At 63.8% G+C, this 16,739-nt stretch carries 14 protein-coding genes; 3 read left to right on the forward strand and 11 right to left on the reverse strand.

Annotated elements, in window-relative coordinates:
* Nucleotides 1-14: 14 nt before the first annotated feature.
* From AC1DSJ_RS12975 to AC1DSJ_RS13015, 9 genes are all read right to left on the reverse strand, one after another.
* The gene (locus AC1DSJ_RS12975) at nucleotides 15-1,412 is read right to left on the reverse strand and encodes a 4Fe-4S binding protein (RefSeq protein WP_441370660.1); all 1,398 of its coding nucleotides are present in this window, start codon (nucleotides 1,410-1,412) and stop codon (nucleotides 15-17) included.
* A 39-nt stretch (nucleotides 1,413-1,451) separates the two neighbouring features.
* Complete coding sequence (locus AC1DSJ_RS12980; RefSeq protein WP_054423804.1) at nucleotides 1,452-2,303, reverse strand: FTR1 family iron permease; 852 nt, start codon at nucleotides 2,301-2,303, stop codon at nucleotides 1,452-1,454.
* 13 nt (nucleotides 2,304-2,316) lie between these two features.
* Nucleotides 2,317-2,640 carry a cupredoxin domain-containing protein gene (locus AC1DSJ_RS12985; protein ID WP_056322182.1) on the reverse strand — a complete coding sequence of 108 codons (324 nt, stop codon included), beginning with the start codon at nucleotides 2,638-2,640 and terminating at the stop codon, nucleotides 2,317-2,319.
* A gap of 32 nt (nucleotides 2,641-2,672) precedes the next feature.
* Nucleotides 2,673-3,209 (reverse strand): iron transporter, encoded by a 537-nt coding sequence (locus AC1DSJ_RS12990; RefSeq protein WP_054423806.1) that lies wholly within the window; start codon nucleotides 3,207-3,209, stop codon nucleotides 2,673-2,675.
* Nucleotides 3,210-3,418: 209 nt separating this feature from the next.
* The gene (phaR, locus tag AC1DSJ_RS12995; RefSeq protein ID WP_054423809.1) at nucleotides 3,419-3,997 is read right to left on the reverse strand and encodes a polyhydroxyalkanoate synthesis repressor PhaR; all 579 of its coding nucleotides are present in this window, start codon (nucleotides 3,995-3,997) and stop codon (nucleotides 3,419-3,421) included.
* A 121-nt stretch (nucleotides 3,998-4,118) separates the two neighbouring features.
* Nucleotides 4,119-4,856 carry an acetoacetyl-CoA reductase gene (gene phbB / locus AC1DSJ_RS13000; RefSeq protein WP_054423812.1) on the reverse strand — a complete coding sequence of 246 codons (738 nt, stop codon included), beginning with the start codon at nucleotides 4,854-4,856 and terminating at the stop codon, nucleotides 4,119-4,121.
* A 77-nt stretch (nucleotides 4,857-4,933) separates the two neighbouring features.
* A complete protein-coding gene (locus AC1DSJ_RS13005; RefSeq protein ID WP_054423814.1) occupies nucleotides 4,934-6,571 on the reverse strand; it encodes a PHA/PHB synthase family protein in 1,638 nt (545 codons plus the stop codon).
* 123 nt (nucleotides 6,572-6,694) lie between these two features.
* Nucleotides 6,695-7,579, reverse strand: a complete 885-nt coding sequence (pgeF, locus tag AC1DSJ_RS13010; protein ID WP_441370659.1) for a peptidoglycan editing factor PgeF — start codon at nucleotides 7,577-7,579, stop codon at nucleotides 6,695-6,697.
* Nucleotides 7,567-8,586, reverse strand: coding sequence for an RluA family pseudouridine synthase (locus tag AC1DSJ_RS13015; protein WP_082387097.1), 1,020 nt, complete (start codon nucleotides 8,584-8,586; stop codon nucleotides 7,567-7,569). Before AC1DSJ_RS13015 ends, pgeF begins: the two co-directional genes overlap by 13 nt.
* 107 nt (nucleotides 8,587-8,693) lie before the next feature.
* Here AC1DSJ_RS13015 and AC1DSJ_RS13020 point away from each other — a divergent pair, with 107 nt between their 5' ends.
* Nucleotides 8,694-9,482, forward strand: a complete 789-nt coding sequence (locus tag AC1DSJ_RS13020; protein WP_054423821.1) for an outer membrane protein assembly factor BamD — start codon at nucleotides 8,694-8,696, stop codon at nucleotides 9,480-9,482.
* A gap of 140 nt (nucleotides 9,483-9,622) precedes the next feature.
* On the opposite strand, the gene AC1DSJ_RS13025 is transcribed toward AC1DSJ_RS13020, so the two are convergent.
* A complete protein-coding gene (locus AC1DSJ_RS13025; RefSeq protein ID WP_441370658.1) occupies nucleotides 9,623-11,758 on the reverse strand; it encodes a DNA repair helicase YoaA in 2,136 nt (711 codons plus the stop codon).
* A 213-nt stretch (nucleotides 11,759-11,971) separates the two neighbouring features.
* Here AC1DSJ_RS13025 and tex point away from each other — a divergent pair, with 213 nt between their 5' ends.
* Both tex and AC1DSJ_RS13035 read left to right on the forward strand, forming a co-directional pair.
* Nucleotides 11,972-14,350, forward strand: coding sequence for an RNA-binding transcriptional accessory protein Tex (gene tex / locus AC1DSJ_RS13030; protein WP_441370657.1), 2,379 nt, complete (start codon nucleotides 11,972-11,974; stop codon nucleotides 14,348-14,350).
* A 289-nt stretch (nucleotides 14,351-14,639) separates the two neighbouring features.
* On the forward strand, nucleotides 14,640-15,152 hold the full coding sequence (locus tag AC1DSJ_RS13035) for a hypothetical protein (RefSeq protein WP_054423826.1): 513 nt from the start codon (nucleotides 14,640-14,642) through the stop codon (nucleotides 15,150-15,152).
* Between the two features lie 109 nt (nucleotides 15,153-15,261).
* Here AC1DSJ_RS13035 and AC1DSJ_RS13040 read toward each other — a convergent pair whose 3' ends face one another.
* On the reverse strand, nucleotides 15,262-16,581 hold the full coding sequence (locus AC1DSJ_RS13040) for a tryptophan--tRNA ligase (protein WP_346552315.1): 1,320 nt from the start codon (nucleotides 16,579-16,581) through the stop codon (nucleotides 15,262-15,264).
* Nucleotides 16,582-16,739 lie beyond the last annotated feature (158 nt).

Here is a 16,739-nt window from a genome sequence, read left to right on the forward strand (position 1 = left end):
CTATCAAGCGGCTCTTACCAGATTGCAAAGAAAAACACCCAGGCCATGCAGAACGGCGCCAGGCCCGCCACCAGCACCAGCCAGGCCGCAGCCTTGCGCCAGCCGCGGGTTTGACGCTGCGTGAGCAGGCGCGCGAAGAGACGCAAGGTCCACAACACGGCAAGCGTCAGCAAGGTGAAACGCACGGGGCCGGCCCACGCGGCTTGCACCCCTTCGTGCTTGAGCAGGTTGACGGTGGTGGCCGACAAGCCCAGGAACACGCCGATGCCAGCCGACGGAATCAGCGCCTGCGCAAGCTTGTGCACGCCGGGGCGAATCCAGCCAGTCGCCCGGGCGTCTGCTTCCATTGCGGCGGGCGCCAGGCGGTCGGCGATCCACAGCGACAGGAAGCTTGAGCCGCCCACGACGATGGTTGCGCCGACGACGAACATCAGAATGCCTGCACCGTCCAGCCACGAGAAGCTGTCGTTCACGTCCGGGTAGTGGGTCAAGATGAACCAGGGCGCGTTGTCCATCAACGGCCACATGATGTCGTGCTCGACCAGCCAGGTTGCGGCCCATTGCTTGGCCGTCACGAACCAGGGGCTGGCGCTCCAGAGGAAGGCGCCGATGGCAATGCCCATCAGGCCGAAGCACAGCAAGGCGGTCTGCCAGCCGTCGCCGTCGGCCACGTTCACGATTTCTTCTTCGGGCGAACGCGCGGTCAGCTCGATGGCGCCGCGGTAGCCGCTGCAACGCCCGCACATGTGGCATTCGCCGGCGCCCTTCATGTGACGAAGGGGCACCAGCGGCGCACAGTTGATGGGTTCAATGCGGATGACCGGGTGACGCCACTTTTCTTCGTCAACCTTGAAGTGCCAGGGCGCCAGCTTGGCCAGCAGATTGAACACGCCGTTGACCGGGCAAAGGTACTTGCACCACACGCGCTTGCTGCGGCCATAGCGCCAGCCGACGATCATGGCGGCGACGGTCGAGCCGCCCAGCACCGCCAGCACGGCCAGCGGATATTGGTAGACGCTGACAAGCTGGCCATAGATCGTAGTCAGCGCAAAGGCCACGAACGGCCAGCCGCCCCACCGCATCCATTTGGGAATGGCGCGGCCCTGGCCCCGCTCGCTGGCCCATTCGGTCAGCATGCCTTCGGGACACAGCCAGCCACACCAGGCGCGGCCCAGAATTGGCATGGAGATCAGCACGAACGGCCACCAGACTCCCCAAAAAGCGAACTGCGCAATGATCGTCAGATTGTTGAACACCGATGCCGTGTTGTCCGGCAACGGCAGGAGCACAGGCACGATCAACAGGAACGCGTACATCGCGACAATGCCCCACTGCAGCTTGCGCAACAGCGGGGCATGGTCACGAAGAAAGTCGGCGATCCGGGAGGTCACCCTCCCGAGTACAGCTGCCATGGTCAAACCTTCATTGTTCAGTCCGGCATCAAACCGGAATCAGGACGCGCTCCGGGCGGCGGCCGGCGCGCGGACGGGCTTGTTGCCCACCCAGCGCAACAGCGCCCAGACCACAATCCAGTAAGCCACCCACAACAACACCGAGATCAGGGCGGGCAACGCGCGGTAGCCGGCGAAGTCGGCCAGGACCTTGCCCACGCCAGTGCTGTCGCTCAAGAGCCACGAGCTGTCCCACACGGGGTCGATGATGGTGGGCAAGACATCCAGCGAAATCAGATGGTCCAGGCCGCCCACAAGCAGCGAGCCGGCCAGCAGCAACAGCAGAATTTCGGTCACGCGGAAGAACCGGCGCCACGTAATCAGCTTGCCGCCCAGCTGCAACAGCCAGAACGTCAGCAGCGCCACGGCAAAGCCCGCCACACCGGCCAGCGCCAGCTTCAGCATGTCGCTGCCGCCTTCGCCCGCCGACACGGTGCCGTACAGGAACACCACGGTTTCGCTGCCTTCGCGGGCAACCGCAATGGCGACCAGCACAAACAGGCCCCACCAGTTGTCATTGGCAACCGAACTGCGCGCCCCGCTTTCAAGCTCGCCTTTCAGCGTGCGCCCGTGCTTCTTCATCCATACAACCATCTGCACGACCAGTGCGCATGCCGCCAGCGACATGATGGCCTGGAACCATTCCTGCCCTTCGTCGCTGAGCCAGGACGACACGCCCAGCAGCACCAGCGCCAAGGCCACGGCCAGCGCCAGACCCGCCGCAACGCCGCCCCACAGATAGTTCAGCCCCCGCTTGCCTTCGGGCGTAGAACGCAGCCAGGTGTACAAAATACCCACCACGAGCAAGGCTTCGACGCTTTCACGCCAGACGATAAAGAGGACTTGTTCCATGTATAGCTACCGCTTATTCCTTGGGCTTGACGACCAGGGTGCCTTTCACGCTTTGGTGAAAGTCATCAAAGAAGGGATACTCGCCGGGACGCGAAATGGTGATCACCACAAAGGATTTCACCCCGGGTCCCAGGACTTTTTCCTTGCGCAGCGGAATGCTCTCGAATTCCACCGGCTCGTTGCTTTCGTTGATGAGTTCAATCTTGAAACGGCCGGCGGGCACTTCCAGGGTGGCCGGCTCGAACGTGCCGTCCGGCTTGAACCTGAGTGTGAACGTCGGCAGTTCATCCGCCTGCGCAGGCGCCATGCCGGCAACACCGGCCAGGCCGATCAGCAGCGCGGCAACTCCGTTAAGCAGGCGGCGCACGATCAGTAACCGCCCTTCTTGCCGGTACCGGCGTAGACGAATTCATATTCCAGTTCGAACGGCTCGAACCACGGACCCACACCGGTTTCCTTGTCGATGTGGCGGCCGAAGTGGGCCATTTTGTTTTCGGACGGCGGCAGGATCGTGTACTTCAGCTTGTACTTGCCCGGGCCTTCCAGCTTGACGTTGTCACCATAGTGCGGGCCGTCGTTGGCGACCATGGGCATGAAGGTGCCCTTCTGCACGTTCTGGCTGCCGACTTTCTGGATCTCGAAGTTCACGACCAGGTACGGCACCCATTCGCCTTCCGGAAAGCCCGTCTTGTTGCCGGCGGTGGCGTGGATGTCGGCCTCAAGGTGCACATCGGAATCCTTGGCGGCGCGCATCATGCCGGGCGGGTCCATTTCGATCGGCTGCAGATACACCGCGCCAATTTCCATGCCGCCCTTTTCAACCGGCTTGCCGATGGGGTATTCGGCCGCGTTGGCGGCAGACACGCTCAGAGCGACGATGGCCAGCGCCAAGGCTTTCTTGATCATGTGCATAATCCTTGAGACACAAATGAATGGCGGTTCTAAGAAGCTAAACAAGAACCGTTTTCATTAATGTAACGAAAAAAACTGACATATCCCTGAACCACGGGACCCCAAAAGGGGCGGATTATTGCGTTTGCTCAAACGGCGGCAGGCCACAAAAAAGCCGGCGGGGCTGTTGCCACACCGGCTTTTGAACGAACGGATGTCGGGCTTTACTTGCGGCCCGTACCCGTACCCGTGCCCGGCGTGCTGCCGGGCGTGAACGGGAAGGTCGAGAACATCGCGCGCGTTTGGTCCTGCATCTGATCCTGCATCTGCACGAACAGGTTTTTGCTCTGATCGATGTAGTTGTTCATCATGTTCTGCAGCATGGGCGTCTGCACGTTCATGAACTGCGTCCAGGCCTCGGGCCCGAACTGGCTGCCGTACAGGCCCTTGGACTGCTCGGCCATGCGCGTCTGGATTTCCATGAAGGCCTGGATGTTCTTCTCAAGATAAGAACCCATGATGCCCTGCATGGCATGACCATAGAAACGGATGATCTGCGACAGCATGTTCGACGAGAACATGGGCATGCCGCCGCTTTCCTCTTCCAGAATGATCTGCAAGAGAATGCTGCGGGTCAGGTCTTCGCCGCTCTTGGCGTCGACAACCTGGAATTCTTCATTGGCCAGAACCAGTTGCTTGACATCTGCCAGAGTGATGTAGGTGCTGGTCCGGGTGTCGTATAGGCGACGGTTGGGGTACTTTTTAATCAGGCGCAGGCTGGCGCCGGTTTGTGCTTGCGTCATGTGTGTCCCCGGATCGGGCGATCTCTTAGACTTCGAATAAGGTGGAGTGTAATGCCGGAAGGCCCTCTCCCCGAGGCCTTCCGGCGCCTGAGGCCGCCCACGGCGGCCCCGCTTGCCAGCATCAGCCCATGTGCAGGCCGCCGTTGAGCGAGAAGTCTGCGCCCGTCGAAAAACCCGACTCATCAGAAGCCAGCCACGACGTCATGGAAGCGATTTCCTCGGGCGTGCCCAAGCGGCGCACCGGAATGGTGGCCACAATCTTTTCCAGCACTTCGGGACGGATGGCGCGAACCATGTCCGTGCCGATGTAGCCCGGCGAGATCGTATTGACCGTGACGCCCTTGCTAGCCACTTCCTGCGCCAGCGCCATGGTGAAACCATGGATGCCGGCCTTAGCCGTGGAATAGTTGGTCTGGCCGAACTGGCCCTTCTGACCATTCACCGAGCTGATGTTGACGATGCGGCCCCACTGCCGTTCAACCATGCCTTCAATGACCTGCTTGGTCACGTTGAAGAGGCTGTTCAGGTTGGTGTCGATCACAGCGCGCCAATCATCGGCGCTCATTTTGCGGAACAGCCCATCGCGGGTGATGCCCGCGTTGTTGACCAGCACATCGACCGGGCCGAGGTCCGCGGTGACTTTCTCGAAAGCCTTTACCGTGGAATCCCAATCCGACACGTTGCCCACCGATGCGTAGAACGTGTAGCCCTGTGCTGCCTGCTCATCCAGCCATTGCTGGTAATTGCGGCTGGGGCCGCAACCTGCCACCACGCGAAAGCCATCCTTGGCCAAGCGCTGGCAAATAGAGGTGCCGATACCGCCCATCCCGCCTGTTACGTAAGCCAGTTTTCCGCTCATTGGACTTCCTCCTGTGTGCGACGGACGCCTCGTTGATTAACTTTCTTATTGGCCTGGGCCAACCGCGCAGGGCGGTTTCAGGCTGCCCGGACCTTCACATACCTGCCAGGCGCCGGCTCGATCGGCTGGTGCTTGGCATTGCCTAATTTTGTACGCGCCTTGACCTGCTTGCCCGAATGCTGCGACAGCCAGTCTGTCCAATCGGGCCACCAGCTGCCCGCGTGCTCGGCCGCTTGTGCGAACCAGGCATTGGGGTCGCCGGGCATGTCGTCGTGCCCCTGCTTGCCCAGCCCGTCCGCCACCCAATAGCTGCGGCGTTTCTTGGCCGGCGGATTGACCACGCCCGCGATGTGGCCCGAGGCCCCCAGCACGAAGCGTTGCGGTCCGCGCAGCAGCTGCGTGGACGCGTAGGCCGACACCCACGGCACGATATGGTCTTCGCGTGACCCGAAGATGTACGCCGGCATCGTCAGGCGCGTCAGGTCCAGCGGCATGCCGGCGGCTTGCGCGCGGCCCGGCACCTTCAGATTGTTTTCAAGATAGGTATTGCGGAAGTACCAGGAAAAGAACGGACCCGGCAGATTGGTGCTGTCGCCATTCCAGAACAGCAGATCGAACGGGGGCGGCTTCTGGCCCTTCAGATAGTTGCCGACCACGTAGTTCCAGACCAGCTCATTGGGCCGCAGGAACGAGAACGTGGTGGCCAGGTCGCGGCCGGGCATCAACCCGCCGTTGCCTAATTGATGATCGCGCAGCAACGCGTGCGCTTCGTCCACGAAGACATTCAGGATGCCCGTGTCGTGGAAATCAAGCAGCGACGTCAGCAACGTCAGCGAGGCCACCGGATGCTCGCCGCGCGCTTCCGCCAACGCCAGCGCGGAAGCCAGCATCGTGCCGCCCACGCAGAAGCCCAGCGCATTGACCTTGGGTTGCTTGGTGATGTCGCTGGCCACCCGCAGCGCTTGCAGCACGGCGTTGTCCAGGTAGTCGGACCAGGTGGCGCGGTCGATCCCGTCGGTGTCGCTTGCCACCGGGTTGCGCCACGACACCAGGAACACCGTAAAGCCCTGCTCCACCGCGTGACGCACGAAGGAATTCTCGGGCTGCAGATCCAGGATGTAGAACTTGTTGATGTTCGGCGGCACGATCACCAGCGGGCGTTCGTGCACCGTGGCGGTCGACGGCGTGTACTGGATCAGCTGGAACAGCGTGTTCTCGTAGACCACTTCGCCCGGCGTCACCGCCACGTTGCGGCCGATCTCGAACTGCGATTCGTCGGTTTGCGTGATGCGGCCTTTCTTGACGTCGCCCAGCAGGTTCGCCAGCCCTTCGTTCAGCGCGCGGCCCGCGCTTTCCACGATGGATTGCTGGGCGTCCGGATTCAGCGCCAGGAAGTTCGACGGCGACAGCGCATCCACCCATTGCATGATGGAAAAGCGCAGGCGGTTGCGCATGGGTTCGCTGACCTGGGCGGCGTCAACCATGCGCTGCATGGCGCGCGCCGACAGCAGATACGTGTGCGCCATCAGCAGATGCGAACTATTGGCGGACCACGCGTCGCCGGCGAAGCGGCGGTCAGCCAGGGGCGCAAGCGCGCCGCGTCGGGCATCGTCGCAAAGGCGCTGCCACTCGCGAGAGAATTCGGCCTGAATGTCGGCCAGGATTTCCGGTGCCACGCTCACCGGAATGGGTCCTGCGGAGAGATTGGCGTTCACTTCGACACCTTGTTATCGACACTGCTCGATTGATGTTGCATTCCGGGTCCAGGACTGTCAATGCGGGTATACAAGGAGGCAATCAGGGTAGGACTCAACCCCGCCTGCCGGCCTTGCGCAAGATCAAACCGGGTCGAGCCAGGCCAGCAATGCCATGCGTCCGGTTTCGCCGTCGCGCCGATAAGAGAAGAAGCGATCCGAGGCCGATACGGTACACAAGCCGCTTAACGCCACCTCTTGTACCCCGGCGCGGCGCAGGCGGAAATCGGCCAATCCGGCGAGGTCGGCCAGCCACTTTCCCGATAGCCCCGGGCGCGGCGTGAAGTAACGCGCCGTGGCGGGATCATCGGCCGTGAACGCATCCAGCACGTCTTGGCCCACTTCGAAATGTTGCGGGCCGATGCCGGGGCCCACCCAGGCGCGCCAGCCTTCGGCCTGCGGCGCCTTGGCCCGCATGGCGGCCAATGTGTTTTCCAGCACGCCGCCCGACAGGCCACGCCAGCCGGCGTGCGCCGCGCCCAGCACCAGGCCTTTGGAATCGGTAATAACGACGGGCAGGCAATCAGCCACCATGACGGCCAGCACGCGGCCCGGCTGCGTCGTGACGCTGGCGTCCACGGCAGGTTCATCCTGCGCGGGCGCGCCCGTCGTGGATTCGCCTGCCGCGGGTTCGCCTGCCGCGGGTTCACTTGCCGCAGGTTCGCCTGCCGCGGGTTCGCCCGCCGCAGGTTCGCCTGCCGCAGGTTCGCCTGCCGCATCCATCGCGTCCGCGTCCACGACTTCGCTGCCATGGACTTGGCGCAACCACAGCGGCTCGGCCGGCACGGCGGCGCGCACGCGGCGGCGGTTCTCGGCCACGGTGTCGGGGTTGTCGCCCGCGCGGCGCCCCAGGTTCAGGGTGTCATGCGGGGCCACGCCCACGCCGCCCGCGCGTGTCGTGCAGAAATAATTCACACCGGCCCACTGGGGGCCGGTTACGACAGGCAGGCTGGCGATCACGCGTTCCATGCAATGCTTTCCTGGACCAGGGTCATGTCAGCGGGCACGGCGGCGGCGAATTGGACTTCACCGTTGCCGCCCGGATCATCGAAATGCAGGGCGCGGGCGTGCAGCATCTGGCGCTGCGCCCCCGCGATGTTCTTGCCGCCATAGATGGTGTCGGCCAGCAGCGGGTGGCCCAGGCTGGCCATGTGCACGCGAATCTGGTGGGTGCGCCCCGTTTCCAGGCGGCACACCACTTCCGTGACGCGGCCGCCGGGGTCAACCTGGCCACGGCGGACCGGTGCGTAATTGGTAATGGCGGGCTTGGGCGCCACGGGGCGCTCGACGCTCATGCGGATGGGCACGCGGGAATCGCGGCCAATGGCGCGCTCAACACGGCCACCGTTTGCGACCCAGCCATGAGCCAGGGCCACGTATTCGCGGCCCATGCTGCGTGCCTGCAACTGGCGCACCAGATGCGTCTGGGCCTTCTCGTTGCGGGCCACGACCATGAGTCCGGAGGTGTCCTTGTCCAGCCTGTGAACAATGCCGGCACGCGCCACGGCCGCCAATTCCGGGTAGCGGTAAAGCAGGCCGTTGAGCAGCGTACCGCTCCAGTTGCCCGCGCCCGGATGCGTGACCAGGCCGGCAGGCTTGTTCACGACGATCCAGTCGGGGCTTTCGCCCACCACGGTGAATTCAACGGGTTCGGGCGTGAAGGCGCGGGCGTCGGGGGCGGGCTGGGCCCATACCAGCAGCTCGTCGCCGGGGCCCACCGTCTGGCGGATCTTGCCGGGAGCACCGTTCACGTGCACATTGCCGGATTCGATCCAGCCTTGCAGGCGGCTGCGGGAATGGTCGGGCATCAGCCCGGCCAGAACCTTGTCGAGCCGATCGGCCTTGGTGCTGGAAGGAACCGTTACAAGTTGCGGTTCACCCCGGTTTTCCCCGGGATTTCCGTCCGCATTTTCGTCAGGAAGGCCCAGGAGTTCGTCGTCGGAAACGAGATCTGTGCCGGCGGCTGTATCAGACATGGAGACAAATCATATAATCAGCCTGCCATGCTAACACCAAGGATACGATTCTCGTGATTCACCACTCCGCAGCTCCCTCGAACCCCGCATCCCGAAGCGGGCCGGTTTTGCGCGTGGTTATCGCGCTATTTGCCGTCATCGTCATCGCCGGTTGCGGCTCGACCAACAGCAAGTACGACAAGACCACCAACTGGAGCGCCGAACAGCTTTACGCTGACGCCAAGTCCGAAATGTCCTCGGGCGGTTGGAAAGAAGCGCGCGAGCGCCTGACCGCCATTGAAAGCCGCTACCCCTTCGGCGTCTATGCCCAGCAAGCCCTGCTTGAACTGGCCTACGTCAACTGGAAAGACGGCGAAAACGAACAAGCCCTGGCCGCCATTGACCGCTTCCAGCAGCTCTACCCCAACCACCCCGGCACCGACTACGCGCTGTACCTGAAGGGCCTGATCAACTTCACGCCGGCCAGCGCCTTCATGACCAACATCACGGGCCAGGACCCGGCCGAACGCGACCCCAAGGGCTTGCGCGCGTCTTACGATGCGTTCAACGAGCTGATCAAGCGCTACCCGGATAGCAAGTACAGCGTAGATGCCGAAAAGCGCGTGGCGTGGCTGGTCAACACCATCGCCATGAACGAAGTGCACGTCGCCCGTTATTACTACGAGCGCGGCGCCTACGTGGCCGCCGCCAACCGTGCGCAAACCGTCATCACCGACTTCGAAGGCGCCCCCGCCACCGAAGAAGCGCTGTACTTGATGGTCTCGTCCTACGACAAGCTGGGCATGACCGAACTGAAGAACGATGCGCAGCGCGTGTACGACAAGAACTACCCCAACAGCGACTTCAAGACCAAGGGTCTGCAGGCGGATCGCAGCTGGTGGAACCCGTTCGACTGATTCGTCAGCTGCTCGGCCTTCCCCGCATGGGAAAAGAAAAAGCTCCTCGAATAATTCGAGGAGCTTTTTTTTTAACCGGGTGGGCATAGGCCTTGGTCTTAGCCTTGGTCTTAGCCGTGGCCTTAGCCTTGGTCTTAGCCTTAGCCTTGGTCTTGGTCTTGGTCTTGGTCTTCCCCGCCCTCTTGCTTGCGGCGGTAGAACGCCAGCACCTCTTCCAGTTCGCGCGTTCGCGCAAAGGGCGGCAACCCGCGCCACAGGCGTTTGCCGTAAGGCTTTTCCACCAGACGCGCATCGCCCACCATCAGTACGCCCCAATCCGACTCGGTACGAATCAGCCGGCCCGCGCCCTGCTTGAGCGAAATGGCGGCTTCGGGCAATTGGTATTCCGAAAACGGATTGCCGCCTTGGGCCCGGCAAGCCCGCAGCCGGGCTTCGATGACAGGATCATCGGGCGGCGCGAATGGCAGCTTATCAATGGCCACCAACGTCAGCACATCGCCGGGCAGGTCGATGCCTTCCCAGAAGCTGGCGCTACCCACCAGCACCGGATGCTTGAGCTTGCAGAAGCGGTCAAGCAGGTCCCGGCGGGTGCCTTCGCCTTGCTTGAGCAGCGGCCAATCATGGCCAGCATCGTCAAAGGCATCGGCTAGCAAGGTCGCCACCTTCTCCACGGCGCGCAAGGTCGTGCACAGCACCAGCGTGCCGCCGGGGCTGGCTTCCAGCAACGGCATCAGCGTGTCGACGAAGCGGTCAAGAAACTGCGGCGACTGCGGCTCGGGCATGCCGCGCGGCACGAACAGCAGAGCCTGTTCCGGGTAATTGAACGGCGACTCCCACTTGCCCGTGCGCGCCTTTTCCAACCCCAGCTGACTGGTGAAATGATGGAACTCGCCATTCACCGACAGCGTGGCCGACGTCATGATCCAGGCCTGACCCGGCTTGCGGTATTTCGAGAAAGCCTGCGCCACCGACAACGGCGCCGAATGCAGGCGGACATGGTGCTGGCCGTGTTCGACCCAGCGCACCGCGGGCCCCGTCCATTGTTCAGCTGCGGCGGCCACGCCTTCCAGAATGGCCGCAGGCGTGGACGCCCCGTCGCCCAGCGCGGCGATGGCGTCAGCGGCGGCCGGCTCGGGGGCTTGATCGTCCCGGCCCCACCCTTCGTCGGCAAACCCGGCATCCGCACGGCCGGGCGTGGCCCAGCGCTTGAGCCGCACCGAGATCTCGGCGCCGATGCGCGCGGCCGCCATCAGGTCAGGGTGTTTTTCCGCGACCACGCCCAAGGCCTTGGTGGCCGTATCCACGGCTTCGCGCAAGGCCAATAGGGCCTCGTCGAATTCCTCGGGGTTGGGAATGGCGTCGAACGTGGCCTTGCGGCCCGGCATGCGGTCAAGCGGCGCACAGACCAGGCGCAGTTCGCGCGCGGCGGTTTCCAGATGCCGGCTGACGTCGCTCCATTTGGCGGCCTCGCGGGCATACGCCAACCCCGCCACTTCCAGCGCGCGGCCAAAGTCCATCAGTTGGTGGGTGGACACGCTGCTGCCCAGAAAGCGCGTGGCCGTGTCGGGCAACTGATGCGCTTCGTCGAAGATGACGGTGTCGGCTTCGGGCAGCAGATCGGTCACGCCCTCTTCGCGCAACACCAGGTCGGCCATGAAGAGCGCATGGTTGACGACCACGACGTCAGCTTCCTGCGCCTGCCGGCGCGCCTTCACGACGAAACAGTCGCGGATGCGCGGGCATTCCTGGCCCAGACAGTTTTCGCGCGTGGACGTCACGCGCTGCCAGATGTCGGCGTCTTCAGGCACCTGCGCAAGATCGCTGCGGTCGCCCGTTTTGGTGATGCCGGCGAACACCTGAATCTGGCGCAATTGCTGGATTTCGGTGCGCGACTTCAAGGCGCGTTCGTCGCCCTGCAAGCGTTCCAGGTGATAGTGGCAGACGTAATTGCCGCGGCCCTTGAGCAGCGCGGCCGTGACCGGTGCGGCCAACGCCGCGCGCACGCGCGGCAGGTCTCGCGCAAATAACTGGTCTTGCAGCGTGCGGGTACCGGTGGAAATCAGCACCTTGCCGCCCTGAATGAAGGCGGGTACAAGGTAAGCCCAGGTTTTGCCAATACCGGTGCCGGCTTCGGCCACCAGCGTGGCGCGGTCTTGAATGGCGTCGCCAATCGCCTGCGACAATTCCACCTGCGAAGGGCGTGGCTTGTAGCCGGGCATGGCCGTGGCCAGCGGCCCGTCCTCGTCAAAAAATTCGGATATATCCAGGTCCAGCATTACGGCAGCCTAGTGTCAGTCGGCGTCTTCGGAGATACCGGTACCCATACGGTACGGCCGCCAGACACTGATGTGGGAAAGGACCAAATGATACTCGGTGCAGCCGCCTGATCCGGCTCGCGCAGGGACAGATCGGTCCACCCTCACACGTTCTGTAACAGTGGCTTATGGCACAATCCGCCCCTTGTTTTTCCTTTTTGTCGTCGTATAGAGATGTCTGAAACTTCCGCTATCACGAACGTCGCCGCCGGCGTCGACAACGCCCGCATCGTCGCGCAGCTCGCCACCGAGCTCGGCGCGCGCGCCTCCCAGATCGCTTCGGCGGTGGAACTGCTGGATGACGGCGCCACCGTGCCGTTTATCTCTCGCTATCGCAAGGAAGCCACTGGCGGCCTGGACGATACCGTGCTGCGCAATCTGGAAGTGCGCCTGGGTTACCTGCGCGAACTCGAAGAGCGCCGCGGCTCGATCCTTGAATCCATCTCGCAGCAGGGCAAGCTCACGCCCGAGCTGCACCAGGAAATCGCCACGGCTGACACCAAGCAGCGCCTGGAAGACTTGTACGCGCCGTACAAGCCCAAGCGCCGCACCCGCGCCCAGATCGCCCGCGAGGCCGGTCTGGAACCGCTGGCCGACGCCATCCTGGCGGACCTTGCCTGCGACCCCGCCGTGCTGGCCGCGCAGTACCTGAACCCCGAAGCGTCGATCAACGACGCCAAGGCGGCGCTGGACGGCGCGCGCGACATCCTGGCCGAGCGCTACGCGGAAAACGCGGACCTGCTGGCCGACATGCGCGAGCACCTGTGGTCCACCGGCCTGATCTACTCCAAGATGATCGACGGCAAGGAAACCGAGGGCGCCAACTTCCGCGACTGGTTCGACTTCAACGAGCCGCTGCGCACGCTGCCCTCGCACCGCATCCTGGCGCTGCTGCGCGGCCGCCAGCAAGGCGTGCTGGAACTGCGTCTGGGCCTGGAAGCCGAACTGGAAGCGCAACTGCCGCACCCGTGCGTGGCGCGCATCGCCAACTTCCTGAAGCTGGGCAACGGCCTGTTCGCGCTGGACGCTACGCCGCGCGCCCGCTGGCTGGGCGAAGTCTGCCGCTGGACCTGGCGCGTGAAGCTGCTGACGGCATTCGAAAGCGAACTGATCGGCCGCCTGCGCGAAAGCGGCGAAGCCGAAGCCATTCGCGTGTTCGCCGCCAACTTGAAAGACTTGCTGCTGGCCGCGCCTGCCGGCCCCAAGGCCGTGCTGGGCCTGGACCCGGGCATCCGCACGGGCTGCAAGATTGCCGTGATCGACCAGACCGGCAAGGTCGTCGACACCACCACCGTCTACCCCTTCGAACCGCGCCGCGACCGTGAAGGCACGATCAACACGCTGGCCGCGCTGGTGGCGCGCCACAAGGTGGACCTGATCGCCATCGGTAACGGCACCGCATCGCGCGAAAGCGAGAAGCTGGTGGGCGACATGATGGAACGCTTCCCCGACCTGAAGGTCACCCGCGTGGTGGTCTCCGAGGCCGGCGCGTCGGTGTATTCCGCATCGGAAACCGCCGCCCTGGAATTCCCCGACCTGGACGTGACGCTGCGCGGCGCCGTGTCCATCGCCCGCCGCTTGCAAGACCCGCTGGCCGAATTGGTCAAGATCGATCCCAAGGCGATCGGCGTGGGTCAGTACCAGCACGACGTCAACCAGCGCGAGCTGGCGCGTTCGCTGGACGCCGTGGTCGAAGATTGCGTGAACGCGGTGGGTGTGGACGTCAACACGGCATCGGCTGCGTTGCTGGCTCGCGTGTCCGGGTTGAACTCGCTGCTGGCCAAGAACATCGTGGCCTGGCGCGACGAGAACGGCGCGTTCCCCACGCGTGAAATCCTGCGCAAAGTGCCGCGCTTTGGCGAAAAGGCCTTCGAACAGGCCGCCGGCTTCCTGCGCATTCCCAACGGCGACAACCCGCTGGATGCGTCGTCGGTTCACCCCGAAGCCTATCCCGTGGTCGAGCGCATCGTCGCCAAGATCAAGGCGGAAGTGAAGCAGATCATCGGCCAGCGCGAAGCCCTGAAAGGCGTGTCGCCGTCCGACTTCACCGACGAGCGTTTCGGCTTGCCCACGGTGCGCGACATCTTCGCCGAACTGGAAAAGCCCGGCCGCGATCCGCGCCCCGAGTTCAAGACCGCGCAGTTCAAGGAAGGCGTGGAAACGCTGAACGACCTGTACCCGGGCATGATCCTGGAAGGCGTCGTGACCAACGTGGCCAACTTCGGCGCGTTCGTTGACATCGGCGTGCACCAGGACGGCCTGGTCCACATCTCGGCGCTGGCCGAAAAGTTCGTGAAGGACCCGCGTGATGTGGTGCGCGTGGGCCAGACGGTCAGCGTGAAGGTGCTGGAAGTGGACGCCGCGCGCAAACGCGTCGCGCTGACCATGCGCCTGAACGACACCGCTGCCCCGGCTCGCCGCAGCGGCGACGCGCCCAAGGGCGGTGACCGCCCGCGCCGTTCGCAAAGCGATGGCGGCCGCGGCAACGCAGGCGCTGCCGCAGGCGGCATGAACAGCGCGATGGCCGACGCCTTCGCCAAGCTCAAGCGCTGATTCCCGAAGATTCACCGCTCATCAAAAAGCCCGGCGCATCGCATGCGCCGGGCTTTTTCTTTAGCTTAGGACTTTCCCTTAGATTGGCGATTTCCTTGCGCTCCCTCAATCAAGCAATCTAAAAATAAGGGAAAATATCGAATTGTGTCCAAATAATAAAAGCCGGTGGCGTTGGGGAACTCGGCAGGCACAAACATCCATGATCAGGCGAACCGCGGCGCGAACCGTCTATCAGGCAAGAAATCCAAAAAAAGCGCCCCTACCCTGAAAGCCCGGAGAGCGATTCGTCATGCGCAATACCATTACGCTTGCCGCCAATGAAGCGGCAACGATCACCGAAAAAGAAGCCGGCGCGGGCGGCGCCTACAACGAAGTCACGCTGGGCCAATATGCGCACCTGATCGTTGATGGCGCGGAAGTCACCTTCAAGCACATCACGTTGGAACGCCTGGGCACCCGCATCATCGAATTGCAGAACGGCGCGCAGCTGCATGTGGGCGCGCTGGGTTTCGCCAGCATGGGCGCCAGCATCGTGTACCGCATCGGCGCGGGCTGCGCGCTGGTATTCGACGCCAGCCAATGGGACCCCGAAGTGGTCGCCAACACGACCTTCGACTTCGTCAGCCAGGGAAGCGGCACGCTGAAGTACTTTCCGTTCATCAACCCGGAATGGCTCGACTGCCCGAACGTCACGGGCTATTCGGAAGGCGACATGCTGGAGATCGCGGGCCAGGGCAACGCCCAGCGTTTCCAGGTGCGCGATGGCCGCATCGTCGCCAACGCGAACGCGCGCGCAGCCTGAATGTGAAACGACGCGGATGGGACCGTATCCCATACCGCGTCGTAATCTGGCCTGAGCGGGCGGCGCGTGCAGCGGCGCATGATGCCGCAACACTGCCCCGCTATCCCTTTTATTCCTGAGACATCGACACCAGCGCGTCGCGCACGCGGCCCAACAGGACGGGGTCCACATCCCCGGCCGCGGCCGTGTCGGCCCCTTGCAGCAGGCCCGTCAGCACCGCGTCCGAGGGATCGGACTTCAGCGTTTGCATCAAGCCGCCCGCGTCCTTCGGATTGGCAAAGCCCGGCGACAACAGCAGCTCTTCGCCATCGGCAGCCAGAAGGCGGAAGCGGAAAGCGCCGTCTTCATCGCGGAAGCTGACGAAGCGCGCGCCCTTGCCCTTTTCCTTTTTGCCCTGCGCCTTGCCCGTCGTGGCGCCCGCGTTCAGGTTGCGCAGGCCCACGGCCTCGCGCAGTTCCTGCATCAGCGGCAGCGCCAGCGTGCGCGCCTTGGCGGCGCCGGCTTGCAGAATGTCTTCGATGCGGCCGGGGTTGGCGATCAGGTCAACGTACTTCTCGCGCATCGGCGCAAGCAGGTTTTCCAGATGCTCGTACAGCGCCTGTTTGGCGTCGCCCCAACCCATGCCCTCTTCCAACTGCTTGCGGAACGCCGCCGATTGCTCGTGCGTGGCGAATGCGCGGTACAGCGTGTACAGGTGCGAGCTCTCGGCGTCCTTGGGTTCGCCGGGTTCACGCGAATCGGTCACGATGCGCATCACCGACGCGCGCAGCGCCTTTGCGCCGCCTTCGAACAACGGAATGGTGTTGTTGTAGCTCTTGGACATCTTGCGGCCATCCAGGCCGGGCAAGGTCGCCACGTCTTCCTCGATCACCACTTCGGGCAGCGTGAAGTAATCACGGCCGTACAGGTGGTTGAAGCGCTGGGCGATGTCGCGCGCCATTTCCAGATGCTGGATCTGATCGCGGCCGACCGGCACGCGGTTCGCGTTGAACATCAGGATGTCCGCGGCCATCAGGATCGGATACGAGAACAAGCCCATCGTGACGCCGTCGTCGGGCTCCACGCCCTTGGCCACGTTCTGGTCCACCGACGCCTTGTAGGCGTGCGCGCGGTTCATCAGGCCCTTGGCCGTGACGCAGGTCAGGAGCCAGCTGAGTTCGGGAATTTCAGGAATGTCGGACTGGCGATAGAACGTGACACGATCGTGGTCCAGGCCCACGGCCAGCCAGGTCGCCGCGATTTCCAGGCGGGAACGCGCGACGCGCGCCGGATCATCGCACTTGATCAGCGCGTGATAGTCCGCCAGAAAAAAGAATGCGTCCACGCCGGGCTGCGTACTGGCCTGCACGGCGGGCCGGATAGCGCCCGCATAGTTGCCAAGGTGGGGGGTGCCAGTGGTGGTAATGCCAGTAAGGACGCGGGTATTCATGGGGCGAAGAGGCGTTTGCTAGGGGAAACGAGCAGTGTAACGTGCCGGAGCGCCCAGCCGTCGGGCGGGCGTCTTCGTCGCCGGGATGCGTGGAATGGCTCAGCTCGGCTCCGCTCGGCTCAGCCCGGCTCGGTCAGGCCTGGCTCGGCGCAACCCGA

It is taken from the genome of Achromobacter sp. 01N37 (genome assembly GCF_056399725.1).

Excerpts from the sequence above, each read along its gene's own strand:
- AC1DSJ_RS13015 (WP_082387097.1), bottom strand. The coding sequence starts at position 8,586 with ATGTCTGATACAGCCGCCGGCACAGATCTCGTTTCCGACGACGAACTC.
- AC1DSJ_RS12990 (WP_054423806.1), bottom strand. The coding sequence starts at position 3,209 with ATGATCAAGAAAGCCTTGGCGCTGGCCATCGTCGCTCTGAGCGTGTCT.
- phbB (WP_054423812.1), bottom strand. The coding sequence starts at position 4,856 with ATGAGCGGAAAACTGGCTTACGTAACAGGCGGGATGGGCGGTATCGGC.
- AC1DSJ_RS12980 (WP_054423804.1), bottom strand. The coding sequence starts at position 2,303 with ATGGAACAAGTCCTCTTTATCGTCTGGCGTGAAAGCGTCGAAGCCTTG.
- AC1DSJ_RS13035 (WP_054423826.1), top strand. The coding sequence starts at position 14,640 with ATGCGCAATACCATTACGCTTGCCGCCAATGAAGCGGCAACGATCACC.
- AC1DSJ_RS13040 (WP_346552315.1), bottom strand. The coding sequence starts at position 16,581 with ATGAATACCCGCGTCCTTACTGGCATTACCACCACTGGCACCCCCCAC.
- pgeF (WP_441370659.1), bottom strand. The coding sequence starts at position 7,579 with ATGGAACGCGTGATCGCCAGCCTGCCTGTCGTAACCGGCCCCCAGTGG.
- AC1DSJ_RS13025 (WP_441370658.1), bottom strand. The coding sequence starts at position 11,758 with ATGCTGGACCTGGATATATCCGAATTTTTTGACGAGGACGGGCCGCTG.
- tex (WP_441370657.1), top strand. The coding sequence starts at position 11,972 with ATGTCTGAAACTTCCGCTATCACGAACGTCGCCGCCGGCGTCGACAAC.
- AC1DSJ_RS12975 (WP_441370660.1), bottom strand. The coding sequence starts at position 1,412 with ATGGCAGCTGTACTCGGGAGGGTGACCTCCCGGATCGCCGACTTTCTT.
- phaR (WP_054423809.1), bottom strand. The coding sequence starts at position 3,997 with ATGACGCAAGCACAAACCGGCGCCAGCCTGCGCCTGATTAAAAAGTAC.